Genomic DNA, 13,687 nt, shown 5'->3' with positions numbered 1-13,687 from the left:
CCCCAAAAAACTGAAATAACAAAGACATTAAGAGTAAAAACAATGAACAAACAGATTGAAGCGGTAATCTTTGATTGGGCTGGAACAGTCGTAGACTTTGGTTCTTTCGCTCCAACGCAAATTTTTGTTGATGCATTCCAATTGGCCTACGACTTTGAAATCTCGCTGGCAGAGGCGCGCGGCCCTATGGGGATGGGAAAAATCGACCATATTCGCACATTGCTAAACGATGAAACTATCAGCGCACGCTGGGTTGCTCAATTTGGTGAGCGCCCAACTGAGCAGCATGCTCAAGAGATTTACCACACCTTTATGCCACTGCAAATCAAGCAAGTAGTGAAGTTTGCCGAGCCGATTGACGGCGCACTAGAGTCGGTGGCGTTCTTACGTGAGAAGTCGATCAAAATCGGCTCGTGCTCTGGTTACCCTAAGCCAGTAATGGATGCGTTAGTTCCGGCAGCTCGCGAGCACGGCTACGCGCCAGATTGTGTGGTTGCGAGCGATGAAATTGCCGCAGGCTCTCGCCCAGGCCCGTGGATGGCACTAAAGAACGTTATTGATTTGGGCGTAACACGCGTCAGCAATTGTGTGAAAGTAGATGACGCCGTAGCGGGTATTCACGAAGGCTTGAACGCAGGCATGTGGACGATTGGCCTATCAGTATCGGGAAATGAGTTCGGTGCAACGCCAGAAGAGTTCCAAGCAATGACGGCCAGTGAAATCGAACTAAGAAAACAAGCAGCAGAAAAAGTGCTATACGCCGCTGGCGCACACTACGTGATCGAAACCATTGCAGAGCTACCTAAGGTAATCGAGCACATAGAAGCCCGCATCAAAGCAGGGGAAACCCCACTGGTGTAAGCGCTAAATCGACTTATTATTGGCTAATACAAACAAACCCAGCTTAAGGCTGGGTTTGTTGTTATGGAGGTGGGCTAGCAACTAAGTTTCTTTCGTAAGGTATAGTTTGGGTGATACGATGCTTTCCGATAAACGGATTTCGATGTAATGGTTTGATAGTAGGCGATATTTCATGTTGAAACACAGCATCAAAGATTACCCAAATGGGCAGGATTTTGGTCTCCATAAACATCAAGTCGATCAGCTAGTTTATGTTCATCACGGTTGTGGAGTCGTTCACTCACCTGACGCTGCTTTAGCTATCGTGAGTGGCCAATTGCTCTGGATACCCTCTCAGTGTTTACATGAACTACGAATCGTCCGTAAAAGTAAGATGAGCATAATGCATTGTGATGCGAACTTGCTTCCCAGCTATTCGGATTCAATATCTCTATTGTCAGTCACGCCTCTGTGGGTCCAACTGATGGACAACTTCTCTCATCGCGAAAAAGTGGTGGAAGACTCGGTTGCCAACGCATACTCCGGCGTGTTTTTTGATCAGTTAGCCCAACAGGTAGCGGTGAACCAAGGCAAATCTCAATCTGGGTCTATCGATAAACGCTTATTACCTATCATTGAGCACGTAAGCACAGAGCCGAATATAAAGGCATCACTTTCACACTACAGCGCGCGATGTGGAGCGTCTGAGCGAACGTTAAACAGGCTCTTCAATACTGCATTTGGAATGCCTTTTAGTGCGTGGCGCCGAAGTGTTGTGATGGAAAAAGCTCTACAACAATATAGACAAGGCCAAAAAACGACAGATATCGCATTCGACCTTGGCTATAGCAGCGTATCGGCTTTTTCAGCTGCATTTAACCAGTACAAGTGTGAAGTGGCTAAATAGTATGCCCTTTTCACTAATATCGAGAGCCCATGTCTTTATCCGCGGAGTTCCCTTCAATGATGTAAGTGAGCTCATCGACTTTAGCGACTTTGCCTCCTCTAAGGTAAAAGAACGCTATAACCTTGGCTTTGACGGCTGAACCATCTTTCTTTATCGCATCTATGATGTGGATGTCTGCGATGGTATTTCCCGATGCAATCACGCTTTCAAGCGTCGCGCTAATAGATTCAACCGAATCTAACAGTGCCTCTAAGTGTTGTTTAAACTGGCTGTTATTCAGTGTTTTACCATCGACCAATTGTACGTAGTCGTCGGTCATATACTCATCGACTACTATGGAAAGTTCATCGCGAGGGTTAAATAAATCGGTAAATAACTTCTGTAGAAAATGGGCTGCTCTCTCATCTGCAAGAGTGTTTAACTGGTTCATATTTGATGCTTCCTTTTGGTTTCGATTGGCTAAGCGAATAACCATGTTGATTCGCTGTCGGCATCAGAATACGGCTTGCAGATAAGTGGAGTTAGCGAGTTTACGCCATGAAGTTACGAAAGTTGGACAAGTTTCGCTCGCGAGGTTGTCTCACGATTTACTAATACGAATATGCTCAGTTTAAGGGGGCGGTTGTCGTTTTATATAGGAACTTAGAATCACTTCTTTATTGAAGTGATGTTAGACAGAAACTTTCTACATTTTGTCGATGAACTACGCGGATTTTTCAATAAGTCCTTGTTATAAAGAAGGAAAATAGGAACTATAAAGTACGGTTAGATACTAGACAGAAAACATCCATATTTAAATACAGAATTTTTCTGTCTAATAACTGTTATAGCGAAGGAGAGCTTATGGAACCACCACATATTGCTATAGATTCAAGTTACAAAGTCTTAGAAAATGAGGCTGTCACATCAGAAGTTATTGATTCCTATATTCAAATGACCTCGATGAACATGCTTGATGTGGAGAAGAGAATAGAACATGTTTTAGAGTTGATTACCTATAGGATGGACTACTGGGAAAGGTTAATTGACGGTGCAGATTCACTTCTTTGGATCAAATCTAAAGGTCATGGCTGGGCAATGTACAAGCAAAATGATGACTGTGGTTATATTCGGCTATATAGGCTGAAGCCTTCTCCTAAGTTGGATCACCGTAGGGACTCACCATGGACGAGAGGTAATTGGGTAATGCTTAACTCAGAGCGAGAGCTTTTTAACCTTATTGATTCTCAAGAAGCAAATTATGTATTCAATGCGTGGAAAGAACACAAACTAAAAGTACTAGAACAACCTACTAAACTTGCTGAAGGAAGACTTGCCAACACTAGTGTTGAACAAGTAATTGTTGCTTCCAAGGGAGATGGCTGCGCAATATGTGGGGATAAAGCTACACATAGAGCTGCTACTACCATGGGCGATGATTCAGCTGTAATGATTGAAATTTCATTGTGCAAGTCTCATGAATACGATGTGAACGAGCATTCGTGCGTTCTAGCATTCTTCGGTACGCTATTTTTCTTAAATTTGGAAATTCCGGACCTCATAATGTTGGATCATATTCCTGATGAACTTATAGAGCCCATTTTTTCGATCATTTCATCAAACTTAGAAGCAACGTTCACTCCTCCCAAAAAAGGTAATAATGGTTGGGAATCACGCTTTGTTATGGATGACGGCTGGTATTGGTTACTTCGATTAAACAATCTGAAAAGTTATGCTTACATGCTTTTCGATGACTCAAATAAACAGTTGCATAGAATTGACTCTGCGCCAGATCACCCTGACCTCCCATTTGGACCAGATCATCAGCATATAAATCCAACAAAGAAAAATCACAAAATTGAACCTAGCTTTACTTATGGAATCCCCCTTTTTGATTTCCCTTTACTACATAAAAGTAAGCGAATGCATCAAAATTCGCTATAACAAAGCATTTAAGAGTGATTCGCAACGCTTGGCAGTTTCGCTTCGCTCAAGTATAGCCAAGCGCTGCTCACACCTTAATGCGGCGTTAGCTGTCTGAGGAGATTATGAATAAAAATTTAACTGTGATTGGTTTTGTATTGACGGCAATATACATGGTCGGTTTGCTCTTAATATTAAGTGATCGAATTGGGCAAATACTTGTCATGGACTTAAACGAAGTTGGAGATTTCTTTGCCGGCATCTTTGGACCTGTAGCGTTTTTGTGGCTAGTACTCGGTTTTTTGCAGCAAGGGAAAGAATTACAACAGAGTACCAAAGCACTTGAGCTGCAAGCGGCAGAACTTAATCAGTCTGTTAAGCAACAGCAAGAGTTGGTTGAAGTTACTAGAGCCCAGTTGGAAGCTGAGCGCAATGTTGTTGAGTTGGAAAACAAGCGGCGTGTTGAGGCGGCAAAGCCTAATTTTGTATTCCTTGCTGTTGGGGCTACTCATAGTGCTGGTAAAAGTACATTTAGAGTTAATGTAAAAAACACAGGAAGTACATCTACTAACTTGAATATAGTATTTAGTGAGCCAATGGCACAGCAGCATCCAACGGAAGTTCATGCTTGGGAAATGAGTCAAGAAGTTCAATTTCAGTTTAGGTTTGCTAGCGCTATACCTGAGGAGTCAACTGTTACAATTCATTATGTTGACGCTCTTGGTAGCTCAGGACAAAGTGAGTATAAAATCGTAAAACAACTTACAGATTCACCTAACCCAAATCTTAAGGTAATACCAAAAACCAACAGCTAACAAACTGTTCAAGAGGGATTCGCAACGCGTGGCATTTTCACTATGCGTAGGTTTAAGTGATTAAGGTGGTATGCGGCGGCTTCGGTATTGCGTTGCTCACCCCTTAACAGGGCGTTAGCCCACAATCGATGTATTGATGTCAGGAGGAAAGATGAATTATTGGCAAAAAACAAAGCTTAAAGTCATTTCGTCAATAAACAGGGTACGTTTAAATTGTCGATTAGAGAAAACTCCTAAATTTTTTCGTATCGTCATACACGAAAAAGCTAAACCTTTTTTTACATGGACGAAAAGAGTTCTTACAGCAATCAGTTTGCTTGCGGCGTTCTATGTGTTTGACCATTCCATTTATGCTTTTCTCTTCGGTGTTGGAGTATGGCTACTAATCACTTTTGTCGAAAAAACAGTTTTCATCTATAACAGCCTTTTCGTTATGCCTCCGTTAACATATGAACACGATCCTGCAAGACTGCTCGGTACTTCATTCGGGGTTGCAACTCCACCTGATGGTGGGCCTGAAATACCAATTGTCGGTTTTGTGGTTGCGGACGAAGAGTATGGGCGTCAAATGCATGAAACTTTAAAATACTGGACGGACAACAACGTCCATGATGAAGAGGGGCGTGTTTGCTTAAGCGCAATTGTTCTAAACCCGAAAGAGTATGTATTTCTGTGTTACCCAAACCTTGAGCATCGCGCTGTTGAAGAATTTCATAAAGAAGTTGAGGGTAAACGCAAAGAGAAGAGCTTAACTGACATTCATATACCGACTTTTGCTCTCACCATTATTGGTAAGCGATGCCAAGTTGGTGAGGGGTCTTACTTCCCCACGTTTCGTGAAAAATATCGTGAGGGAGTTCCAGTTATGTTTCAAATATGTATGCCAGGTGAGCAAGGGCAAGTTAAGGATATAGATGGATTGGACCATTTTGTTCTGTTTAAACTAAAGATTAAGGACAAAGAACAACTTACAAGGAAAGAAATTGAATACGACTACTTGAAAGTAATGGGCTAACAAAGCATTTAAGAGTGATTCGCTTCGCTCAAGTATAGCCAAGCGCCGCTCACACCTTAATGCGGCGTTAGGCCTTTGTGGCCACATAGAATAAGGAAAACGGATAATTGAGTAGTATTCAAAAAGCGATATCAAGAACAGCTACAGCACAAGTATTCAGAGCAATAGGTGGCAGCGAAAGTAAGCAACTTGATGTTATCAATCAGTTTAAACAAATGCCTGATAGCCAGTTGGATGTGGTTGGATTATATGCAGGTATTACAAAAGAACATTTACCTATCTATAGAGCAATGGTGAGGGGAGAGAAAAATGCATTTGTTGATGGGTTGAATACCTTTAGCGATGCTTTGCAACCCGGTGATATCATCCTTGTTTTAGGAACTGCAGGAACATCAAAGGCGTTATTAAAAGCTCAGAAGCGTGTGTATTCGAAAGCAAGATCTAGCCATGTGATAGTTTCTCAAATGGATTTTATTTGTGTTGATGCTGTGCCTAAAATTGGAGTATCACCACGAGTTATTCCGGATTTGTTGAATGATGTAGAGGCTGATTGGCAGGTTATTCGTTGTAAAGAAGTGAGTGAGAAATATCATCAAACCATAATGAAGACGTGTGCATATTACCTCGAGCAGCCTTACCTTATCTTTCCAAGTAAAAAACCAGCTAAAAAATATTCGTACTGTTCTGAGTTAGCCAGAAAAGTCTACGTTGAATCAGGTGTGGAGAAATCTGGCATACCTAAAAATAAAATTATTAAGCCTTGCGATTTTGATCAGCTTGCAGATGAAAGTCAGCATTGGGAAGATGTTACCGATAGTGTTAAACCATATATTGAATTTTGCGTTGCCCACGCCGATATTTTAAGGTTTATAGCTAAATCGTATATCCAAGGTATCGACCTAAACCGTCAAAGGTTTAAAGAGCGTGCTGAGACGAAGAAGAGTACTATTAAACGCATGAAAGCGGGAGAAATCTCGAAAGAAGAGGCTGATAGAATAATTAGCGCAATAAATAAAGCCGAGAGCTCACTTAATTATAAGTTTTGGGATTATTCTCAAGCTAAGGCCTAACAAACTGTTTAAGAGTGATTCGCAACGCGTGGCATTTTTACTATGTGTTAGTTTTAGTGGCTAAGGTGGTATGCAGAAGCATTGGTTTGCGTTGCTCACACCTTAATAGGGCGTTAGCTTTAATCACGACTAGTCGAACTTTAGTTAATCAGGGAGCTAAGGTGTTAGATAAAATCTATAAATATATGCCTCTTCGAAAAGAGTTTTTTGAAAATTTTTTGATTCGAGGAAGTCAAAAGTATGCGTTGAACGACCCTTTTGAACTTCGCCCGAGTAGCGGTGATGTATTCAAAAAACTTGTTGATAATGCGTACTATGAATTTGCAATAGTTTCTTTGTCAGAAACCAATAATAACCTCTTAATGTGGTCTCATTATGCAGATCAGCATAAAGGCATTGTTATTGAGTTCGATGCAGACAGACTAGGTTTTGAAAGTTATAAACCACATCCAATGACAACCTATGATTCTGTTCTCGAAACTGAAGTACTGGATGAAATAGAGACAAACAAACGCTTATCGGTTAACCCAGGTTTAATCCAAAGAGTCAGATATAATTCGAAGCGCCCTAGTTACAATGATTTTGAAAATATATTAGAACACTTTTTAGTCAAAAGTGATGAGTGGATTTACGAGAAAGAGCATCGCATCGTTCTCCCATTAGTCACAGCGGATAGAATTATCGTTCATGAATCTCACCTTTTAGATATCGAGTTTTTCGTTCAGGACCCAGATAATTTAGATCGGAAAGAACTGCCAAATAATATGTTTATGATTAACCTAAGAGAAGCGTTGATCGTAGATGCAGAATGGTTAATTCGACAAGATGACGGAGAGCTCTCAAGAGACGAGTTAGTTTTAGCTCTCGTAGATAATACGATAAACGAATATTTGCAGAAATTATCTGAAGATTCTAGAACAATATTTCTGTATGAGGTCGATCCTTCAGCAATAAAATCAGTGTATTTTGGCTGTAAAGTAGATTGCTTAGATAAGGACTATGTTATTAACTTAATTGAGACCGAGAGTGAGCTACAACATATTCAAGTATTTCACGCCGAAGTAAGTGATGAAAGATTTGAGTTGAACTTTAAAAACTAACAAAGCATTTAAGAGTGATTCGCAACGCTTGGCAGTTTCGCTTCGCTCAAGTATAGCCAAGCGCTGCTCACACCTTAATACGGCGTTATGCTTCGATTAATTCATTCGTCATAGGGTGTAACATGTTGGATTATAGCTCTTTTTTACCCAAGTATACCGATAATACCTATGTTGGTAGTAAGGTAGCGCTTTAGTTTTCTATTGTTCAAACCTTCTTAGGACGTTATGTGAACAAAGGGTCAATCGCTCAGAATCTGAATTGTAAGTTTTGAATTGTTTGCTTCTATGACCTTGAACGTAAAGTTCTGAAAAGTGATTATTGGTGATTCATCTAGGTCATATTTTACGGATTGATAGAAAGCCTGAGCGGCTAGCTGGTTTCTATATTCGCGGTATGTAACATCGATGGTGTTATCTGCAATCCCAGAATAGATTAACTCTTTTCGAATAAAATCTCTCGAATACTCATTCGTGATCGACCAACCATCTTCTGAGTAAAGTACGCCAACCCACTTTTTTACAGTCTTAACCGTGCCTGTTTGATCTACCAGAAACGCGGAACCAATATTAGTGGTTACTGTACTGCCCACACGGTAGGACTTATAGTCTTGGCTCTTTATTTCAGTGGAGGCGCAGCCGATTAGAATTCCCGCTATCACTGCTACTAAAAGTAGATTTATCGGTTTCATTCTGAGTTCCGTTGAAATTAATAGTTACGTTATCTAAACCTATAGTGATAAAGTGGTTATTCATCAAGTGGAATACCTTTCACATCACAAACTGTTCAAGAGTGATTCCCAACGCATGGCATTTTTCATTCCATCGTTGGGTTTAGTGTTTACGGAGGTATGGTTGGGTTTCGTGACTGCGTGCCTCACACCTAGACTAGGCGTTAACCGCAATCAAGGATGGTGGATTATCAAATTAGATATATATGATGTGTTTGTTGGAGAATCGGCATCCGGTAATCCTTGTGGCGTATTAGAGCTTGATAGTTGGCTTTCTGATCAAGAGTTACAGAACATAACCTGTGGTGCGGGACTGCCAGTTACCTCTTTTGTTATTAAAGCTAATGGGCAATTTCACATTCGCTGGTTTGCAAAAGATGGAGAAATTAACCTGTGCGGGCATGGCAGCTTAGGCGCTGGTGCTGCCATTATCTCTAAGTACAAACTCGAGAATGTACTTTTTAGTAGCAAATACGGTGACGTCTCGATAGCTAAGAGTAATGGTGTGTATACTCTTACGCTTCCCAGTTGGGAAGGTAAACCATGTGTCGTTCCAACTGAAATATCGGACTTGGCTGTTGATGCTATTGAGGCGTTTTCAACTCGAGACTTGGTTTTAGTCTTACCTTCTGTCGACTCTGTTATGAGTTTCCAACCTGATGATGCGCGATTCAAACAGCTCAACAATTACCATGCTGTGATTGTGACAGCGGCGAATGGTGAAAATGGGTATGTATTAAGATACTTTGCCCCGAAAATTGGGATATCTGAAGATCTGGCGACAGGCTCTGCTCAATGTTCTTTAGCGCCATATTGGTTCGATAAGCTCGACTCAGATTCGCTTCAGGTACATCAGCTTTCGTCGTCAGGAGGCTATTTTGGCGTAAAGCGTATTTCAGATGATTCAATTGTGTTGCTAGCAAATGCAAAGCTACGAGAAATGGCAGCTGAATAAAATGTTGAAGAGAGATAGTTAACCTTTGTCGTTTCCGCTTTGGTTAGCTGCACCTCAGTGAGGTGATAGGTGATAAGGAGGTCACATTGAATATTGAGTACAAAGTTAATCAGCAGATTTCGGCTGACGAGTTCATTGATTTACTTAAGCGTTCTACTTTGGGAGAGCGGAGGCCGATAGAAAATATCAAATGTATCAACGGTATGTTGAACAACAGCAATCTGATAGTCACAGCTTGGGACGGTACTAAGCTTGTGGGTGTCGCTCGTTCAGTTACCGATTTCCACTATTGTTGTTATCTGTCCGACCTAGCGGTTGATGAAGAATACCAAAGGTTAGGTATAGGCAAGCAGTTACAGGTTCAGACTCAAGCTCAAATAGAGCCTACTTGTAAACTATTTCTAATCGCAGCCCCATCTGCTAATGACTATTATGGCCAAATTGGTTACACCAAAAATGAGCGTTGTTGGGTGCTGGAACGAGGTCGTGAGATTATCACATAAAGTCTGATTAAGAGTGGTTTGCAACGCTCGGCATGTTCGGTTTGAATCTACTCTAGCGTTTACGTTTTAGGTGTGTTGTCAGCCACTTGGTAAGGCGTTAGTTTCCCTGTAGACATAATCAATCCGCTGGGAATTTTTGTTTTTGGTGCAGTACACGCATGATGCGAATGATATCGCCTTCAGCCCAGTAGGAAACTATTATCGAAATCTCCGGAATAATGAGCAACCGCCCTCTAATTCCGTCTCGTTGGACTCCCATATGAGGTTGATCCAGGAGGTTCTCAACTTTTTCTTCAATAATTTCGTCGGTTTTGTCAGCTGCTTCGGGGGTTGAAGTCGTAAAGAAACTCAAAGATCTTTTCGCGATCATTAAGTGACTCCTCTTCCCATAAATTCATTGCTTACCTCGATTACGGATTCTGGCTTTGCGATCTTCCATTTGAGATTTAGCCGTTTGGTGCTCAACGAAAACGGATTTTCCTGAGTCAAACTGCTCGAATGCAAGGTTTACTTGTTCAGTTAGCCACGCATCGTGAGATAATGTTTTTCTTTGTTGTTCAGCGAGTTGCTCAGTAAGCTCACGGCATGCGTCACTAAGAGTGCGACCTTGGCTCTCAGCCATTTGTTGAGCTAGGCGTTTTGTTTCTTCATCAACACGAAATTGAATTCTAGTGTCCATGATGTGCTCCATACATTGTGTGTGTACAAATGTTAGCTCTGGGTTTGTGGTTGGGCAACTTACAATCAATTTATCGGGTGAAGATCACTAACAAACGCTTGGCACTTTATAGCCAAGTGCACATCACCTTAATGCAAATATTTGAACTGAACCCACCATAAATTGGTGGGTTATGTACTTTTAGTTAAAGCGGTATTTAACGCCTAGGCTAGCGCTATCTTCTTCCAAGTTTATTTCGCCAGATTTCATTCCAAACAAGTGGTTGTAGTTACTCTGAACTTGAAACTGTTCATTGATGTTGTATCCAATGGACATGCCCACCTCGGGGCCGAAATCTGCTTTGTGATATGAGTTGTCGGAGTAATCTGCGTAAGTCATTCCAGCTTCAGGGGAAACGTAGAAATTAGACGCTTGGATCGGTATTGGCTTTTCTATAGCTAGGGTGTAGTAGCGATAGTCGATCGAGTTATCTGACAACGTTGCAGCAGCACCTTTGATATTTCCCCAAGGTAATTCGGAAGAAGCTTGAAACCGTGGTCCATTAACATGCGCGGTAGTGTTACCAACCTTTACGTTACTGAATTCGTAACTTAGCCCAACAGTGCTTGATACGGGTTGAGCATAAGATAGAGTTGGCAGCAGACAGGTTATCGCAAGTGAAAGTAGAGTGAGTTTTTTCATATTTGTGGCCCCTTTACAATGGATTTAGCCTATAAAAAAACACTGTTCATATTAAGTTGTATTTTTACAACTTTAGTTGTCAGAATTGTCTTACGGTTTAGGTAAAGTGGTTGCGTCACTCAATATTTAACAGAGCTTAGGCTCCAAGGGGTAAACAATGATTAGTCATATCGATCACCTTGTTCTTACGGTCTCCGACATAGAAAAATCAGTGGATTTTTATAAAAGGGTGCTGTGCATGGAAGAGGTCACTTTTGCAAATGGCCGTAAGGCGGTGAGGTTCGGAAATCAAAAGATTAACTTCCAGCTTTTGGGTCAAGAGCCGCGAAATATTGCCAATGTTGGCTCGGGTGATGTTTGCCTGATCTCTAACTGGCCGCTGGAATCTGTAATAGAACATTTGAGTAAAGAAAATGTGCAAATCATTGAGGGACCTGTCGAAAAGTCGGGGGCCATTGGCCCGATTCAATCAGTTTATTTTTTGGATCTCGATAAAAATTTAATCGAAGTCAGCGTATATCAATAAGCTTTGCGCTCTAATAACTGTTCAAGATTGAAGCCCAGCGCTTGGTATGTTTCCATTCCATTGTTGGGTTTTCTGTTCATTAAGCTTCGGTTTCGTGTAGTAACCGCGCAGTGTACTAACTGGGCGCGATGGCTTAGGAGGAACGGTGGATATTTTAAAAGCAGCAGAACGATTAATGTCTATGGATGAGTGCGCTTGGCAACGGCATTCAAGCCCGTTGAGCGTGTACTCTCGCTTTTCAATTCTTCCTCTTTTGAGTGCGGCTCTCGCGTTCAGAGATTCACTCGGCTGGTGGACGCTACCGGCATTAATTGTGGTAATACTTTGGATTTGGCTAAACCCACGAATATTCCCTGCCCCTAGAAAAACCAATAACTGGGCTTCAATGGGTACGTTTGGGGAACGCATTTATCTAAATCGCCATAAAGAAGACCTAATACCTCCGCATCATTTACGGATGTGCCGCAATATAATGGTACTTCAGGTGTTAGGTGTACCGTTTTGGTGTTTCTCTTTGTATACCCTGAGTTATGACTCAATAATTTTAAGCACGCTTTGGATGATGTTCACAAAGGTGTGGTTTGTAGACAGGATGGTTTGGGTATACCAAGACGTTAAGGATCTTAATCCAGTTTACCAATCTTGGTTGAGGTTATAGCAAGAGACCTCTTCACAGTTTATATGGCTTGGTTTCTCTCACTTTGTATGGCTCTAGATTAATTCCTATGATTAAAAGGTAGGCATAGCGTTTAAAGGAGTCACCAATATGAACCGGCAGCTATTGGTTAAGTATAATGGTGTCGCAGTGTCTCTTATTCCCATTACAATACTTGTTGTAGTGTTATGGTCTTCTTGTCATCGCTTGTTCTACTTCTGTATGCCATCGATTGGTGTGTTTTTCTGTTTCCTTATTTTCCATATTGCCAGCCACTCGCTAGTCGACTACTCCATTAGGGGAGTGCGTAGTGTAATAGGTATTGCTTCAAACTCGCTGCTAACCGTAGGAAGTGTAGGTTTATATTGGGGTGAAGATAAATCGTTTTATTTAATATTGCTTCTGTTTGTATGCTGTCTAAACACTGTTCTGGTATATGGAGGAAAGTCCATAAAATAGGGCATCATATTAGTGTTTATCGCACAATGGGTTAGGTAGGGTGTTATCGTTGCTTACACCTAAATTTCCCTAGACAAATTCGCTACACTTGCCGAACTCAACTCACAGTTTCATCTACGTGATTAAGGCACACTATCTGATTTTGTCGTATCACCTTGTCGCCAGTAAATAAGGCGTTAGGTTCTGTTGGAGTGATTTATGAATCAATGGTTTAGTTGGGTTAAAAGGCTTCAGGCTATCAGTCAAACGGGTCAAGCATACTCGAAAGATAAGTTCGACCTGGAGCGGTTTGATGAACTGGCGAGTATATCTCATCAAATGTTAGCGGCATTAGCCGATGCTCCGGTGTCTAAAGTCGAGAACTTGTTCATTCCTGAATCTGGCTACCCAACGCCCAAAGTGGACTTGCGAGCGGGTGTAATTAAAGACAACAAAATCTTGCTCGTTCGTGAGCGAGAAGACAATTGTTGGACGCTGCCTGGTGGCTGGGCAGATGTGTGCGAAACGCCTTCTCAAGGTATTATTCGAGAGGCGTATGAGGAATCTGGCTTTAACGTAAGTAATCCGAAATTAGTTGCGATTAAAGATAGGGATTCTCATCCCTATGTTCCTAAGTATCCTCAGCATATCTATAAGATGTTTTTCCTTTGTACTTTCGAGTCCGGCGTTCCTACTAGCAACATTGAAATCTCCGATATAGATTTTTTCGATCTCGGTAACCTACCTGAGCTGTCGAAAAGTCGTGTTTTACGTGATGACATTGAGTTAATGTTTAAACACTTTAACAACCCATCCAGTGATGTGTTGGTAGATTAAGAGATTAGATTGTTTAACCAATACCGGAAACGGGCA

Annotated in this window: 16 protein-coding genes and 1 pseudogene; 12 read left to right on the top strand and 5 right to left on the bottom strand. The window is 41.4% G+C overall.

What is annotated here, in order from left to right:
- Nucleotides 1-42: 42 nt before the first annotated feature.
- Together phnX and J4N42_RS21855 are read left to right on the top strand one after the other, a co-directional pair.
- Nucleotides 43-861, top strand: coding sequence for a phosphonoacetaldehyde hydrolase (gene phnX / locus J4N42_RS21860; protein ID WP_252032429.1), 819 nt, complete (start codon nt 43-45; stop codon nt 859-861).
- A 172-nt stretch (nt 862-1,033) separates the two neighbouring features.
- Nucleotides 1,034-1,747 (top strand): helix-turn-helix domain-containing protein, encoded by a 714-nt coding sequence (locus J4N42_RS21855; protein WP_252032426.1) that lies wholly within the window; start codon nt 1,034-1,036, stop codon nt 1,745-1,747.
- A 13-nt stretch (nt 1,748-1,760) separates the two neighbouring features.
- Here the strand turns inward: J4N42_RS21855 and J4N42_RS21850 are convergent, their stop codons facing one another.
- Nucleotides 1,761-2,177 (bottom strand): nuclear transport factor 2 family protein, encoded by a 417-nt coding sequence (locus J4N42_RS21850; RefSeq protein WP_252032423.1) that lies wholly within the window; start codon nt 2,175-2,177, stop codon nt 1,761-1,763.
- Nucleotides 2,178-2,590: 413 nt separating this feature from the next.
- On the opposite strand from J4N42_RS21850, the gene J4N42_RS21845 reads away from it, so the two are divergent.
- The 5 genes from J4N42_RS21845 (at nt 2,591) to J4N42_RS21825 (ending at nt 7,649) form a co-directional block, all read left to right on the top strand.
- On the top strand, nt 2,591-3,670 hold the full coding sequence (locus J4N42_RS21845) for a toxin-antitoxin system TumE family protein (protein ID WP_252032422.1): 1,080 nt from the start codon (nt 2,591-2,593) through the stop codon (nt 3,668-3,670).
- A gap of 104 nt (nt 3,671-3,774) precedes the next feature.
- A complete protein-coding gene (locus J4N42_RS21840) occupies nt 3,775-4,464 on the top strand; it encodes a hypothetical protein (protein ID WP_252032420.1) in 690 nt (229 codons plus the stop codon).
- 151 nt (nt 4,465-4,615) lie between these two features.
- Nucleotides 4,616-5,479, top strand: coding sequence for a hypothetical protein (locus J4N42_RS21835; RefSeq protein WP_038164429.1), 864 nt, complete (start codon nt 4,616-4,618; stop codon nt 5,477-5,479).
- A gap of 107 nt (nt 5,480-5,586) precedes the next feature.
- Nucleotides 5,587-6,549 (top strand): YiiX/YebB-like N1pC/P60 family cysteine hydrolase, encoded by a 963-nt coding sequence (locus J4N42_RS21830; RefSeq protein WP_252032418.1) that lies wholly within the window; start codon nt 5,587-5,589, stop codon nt 6,547-6,549.
- 161 nt (nt 6,550-6,710) lie between these two features.
- On the top strand, nt 6,711-7,649 hold the full coding sequence (locus J4N42_RS21825) for a DUF2971 domain-containing protein (protein ID WP_252032415.1): 939 nt from the start codon (nt 6,711-6,713) through the stop codon (nt 7,647-7,649).
- 239 nt (nt 7,650-7,888) lie between these two features.
- Here the strand turns inward: J4N42_RS21825 and J4N42_RS21820 are convergent, their stop codons facing one another.
- Entirely contained in the window at nt 7,889-8,338 is a 450-nt protein-coding gene (locus J4N42_RS21820) for a hypothetical protein (protein ID WP_252032412.1), read from the bottom strand.
- 250 nt (nt 8,339-8,588) lie between these two features.
- Between J4N42_RS21820 and J4N42_RS21810 the strand changes: the two genes are divergently transcribed.
- Together J4N42_RS21810 and J4N42_RS21805 are read left to right on the top strand one after the other, a co-directional pair.
- Nucleotides 8,589-9,332 (top strand): PhzF family phenazine biosynthesis protein, encoded by a 744-nt coding sequence (locus J4N42_RS21810; protein WP_252034134.1) that lies wholly within the window; start codon nt 8,589-8,591, stop codon nt 9,330-9,332.
- An 86-nt stretch (nt 9,333-9,418) separates the two neighbouring features.
- Nucleotides 9,419-9,835, top strand: coding sequence for a GNAT family N-acetyltransferase (locus J4N42_RS21805; protein ID WP_252032409.1), 417 nt, complete (start codon nt 9,419-9,421; stop codon nt 9,833-9,835).
- Nucleotides 9,836-9,953: 118 nt separating this feature from the next.
- Here J4N42_RS21805 and J4N42_RS21800 read toward each other — a convergent pair.
- The 3 genes and pseudogenes from J4N42_RS21800 to J4N42_RS21790 all read right to left on the bottom strand — a co-directional run bounded on the left by J4N42_RS21800 (nt 9,954) and on the right by J4N42_RS21790 (nt 11,195).
- Nucleotides 9,954-10,233: pseudogene (locus tag J4N42_RS21800) on the bottom strand (type II toxin-antitoxin system RelE/ParE family toxin).
- Nucleotides 10,230-10,514: a type II toxin-antitoxin system TacA family antitoxin gene (locus J4N42_RS21795; protein ID WP_252032406.1), complete on the bottom strand. Its 285-nt coding sequence runs from the start codon at nt 10,512-10,514 to the stop codon at nt 10,230-10,232. The pseudogene J4N42_RS21800 and the gene J4N42_RS21795 overlap by 4 nt, the downstream one beginning before the upstream one ends.
- A gap of 180 nt (nt 10,515-10,694) precedes the next feature.
- Nucleotides 10,695-11,195 carry an outer membrane beta-barrel protein gene (locus tag J4N42_RS21790; protein WP_252032403.1) on the bottom strand — a complete coding sequence of 167 codons (501 nt, stop codon included), beginning with the start codon at nt 11,193-11,195 and terminating at the stop codon, nt 10,695-10,697.
- A gap of 157 nt (nt 11,196-11,352) precedes the next feature.
- On the opposite strand from J4N42_RS21790, the gene J4N42_RS21785 reads away from it, so the two are divergent.
- From J4N42_RS21785 to J4N42_RS21775, 3 genes are all read left to right on the top strand, one after another.
- Nucleotides 11,353-11,721, top strand: a complete 369-nt coding sequence (locus J4N42_RS21785; RefSeq protein ID WP_252032400.1) for a VOC family protein — start codon at nt 11,353-11,355, stop codon at nt 11,719-11,721.
- 175 nt (nt 11,722-11,896) lie between these two features.
- Nucleotides 11,897-12,379: a DUF6653 family protein gene (locus J4N42_RS22655; RefSeq protein WP_353505402.1), complete on the top strand. Its 483-nt coding sequence runs from the start codon at nt 11,897-11,899 to the stop codon at nt 12,377-12,379.
- A 654-nt stretch (nt 12,380-13,033) separates the two neighbouring features.
- Nucleotides 13,034-13,651: an NUDIX hydrolase gene (locus J4N42_RS21775; protein ID WP_252032395.1), complete on the top strand. Its 618-nt coding sequence runs from the start codon at nt 13,034-13,036 to the stop codon at nt 13,649-13,651.
- Nucleotides 13,652-13,687 lie beyond the last annotated feature (36 nt).

The sequence above is a fragment of the Vibrio sp. SCSIO 43135 genome (genome assembly GCF_023716665.1).
GTDB classification, from domain to species: domain Bacteria; phylum Pseudomonadota; class Gammaproteobacteria; order Enterobacterales; family Vibrionaceae; genus Vibrio; species Vibrio paucivorans.
The sequence above is the reverse complement of the archived record's forward strand: the minus strand, read 5'-3'. Positions and strand labels throughout refer to the sequence as shown.

Excerpts from the sequence above, each read along its gene's own strand:
- J4N42_RS21835 (WP_038164429.1), top strand. The coding sequence starts at position 4,616 with ATGAATTATTGGCAAAAAACAAAGCTTAAAGTCATTTCGTCAATAAAC.
- J4N42_RS21855 (WP_252032426.1), top strand. The coding sequence starts at position 1,034 with ATGTTGAAACACAGCATCAAAGATTACCCAAATGGGCAGGATTTTGGT.
- J4N42_RS21840 (WP_252032420.1), top strand. The coding sequence starts at position 3,775 with ATGAATAAAAATTTAACTGTGATTGGTTTTGTATTGACGGCAATATAC.
- J4N42_RS21790 (WP_252032403.1), bottom strand. The coding sequence starts at position 11,195 with ATGAAAAAACTCACTCTACTTTCACTTGCGATAACCTGTCTGCTGCCA.
- J4N42_RS21845 (WP_252032422.1), top strand. The coding sequence starts at position 2,591 with ATGGAACCACCACATATTGCTATAGATTCAAGTTACAAAGTCTTAGAA.
- J4N42_RS22655 (WP_353505402.1), top strand. The coding sequence starts at position 11,897 with ATGTCTATGGATGAGTGCGCTTGGCAACGGCATTCAAGCCCGTTGAGC.
- J4N42_RS21795 (WP_252032406.1), bottom strand. The coding sequence starts at position 10,514 with ATGGACACTAGAATTCAATTTCGTGTTGATGAAGAAACAAAACGCCTA.
- J4N42_RS21785 (WP_252032400.1), top strand. The coding sequence starts at position 11,353 with ATGATTAGTCATATCGATCACCTTGTTCTTACGGTCTCCGACATAGAA.
- phnX (WP_252032429.1), top strand. The coding sequence starts at position 43 with ATGAACAAACAGATTGAAGCGGTAATCTTTGATTGGGCTGGAACAGTC.
- J4N42_RS21850 (WP_252032423.1), bottom strand. The coding sequence starts at position 2,177 with ATGAACCAGTTAAACACTCTTGCAGATGAGAGAGCAGCCCATTTTCTA.
- J4N42_RS21775 (WP_252032395.1), top strand. The coding sequence starts at position 13,034 with ATGAATCAATGGTTTAGTTGGGTTAAAAGGCTTCAGGCTATCAGTCAA.
- J4N42_RS21820 (WP_252032412.1), bottom strand. The coding sequence starts at position 8,338 with ATGAAACCGATAAATCTACTTTTAGTAGCAGTGATAGCGGGAATTCTA.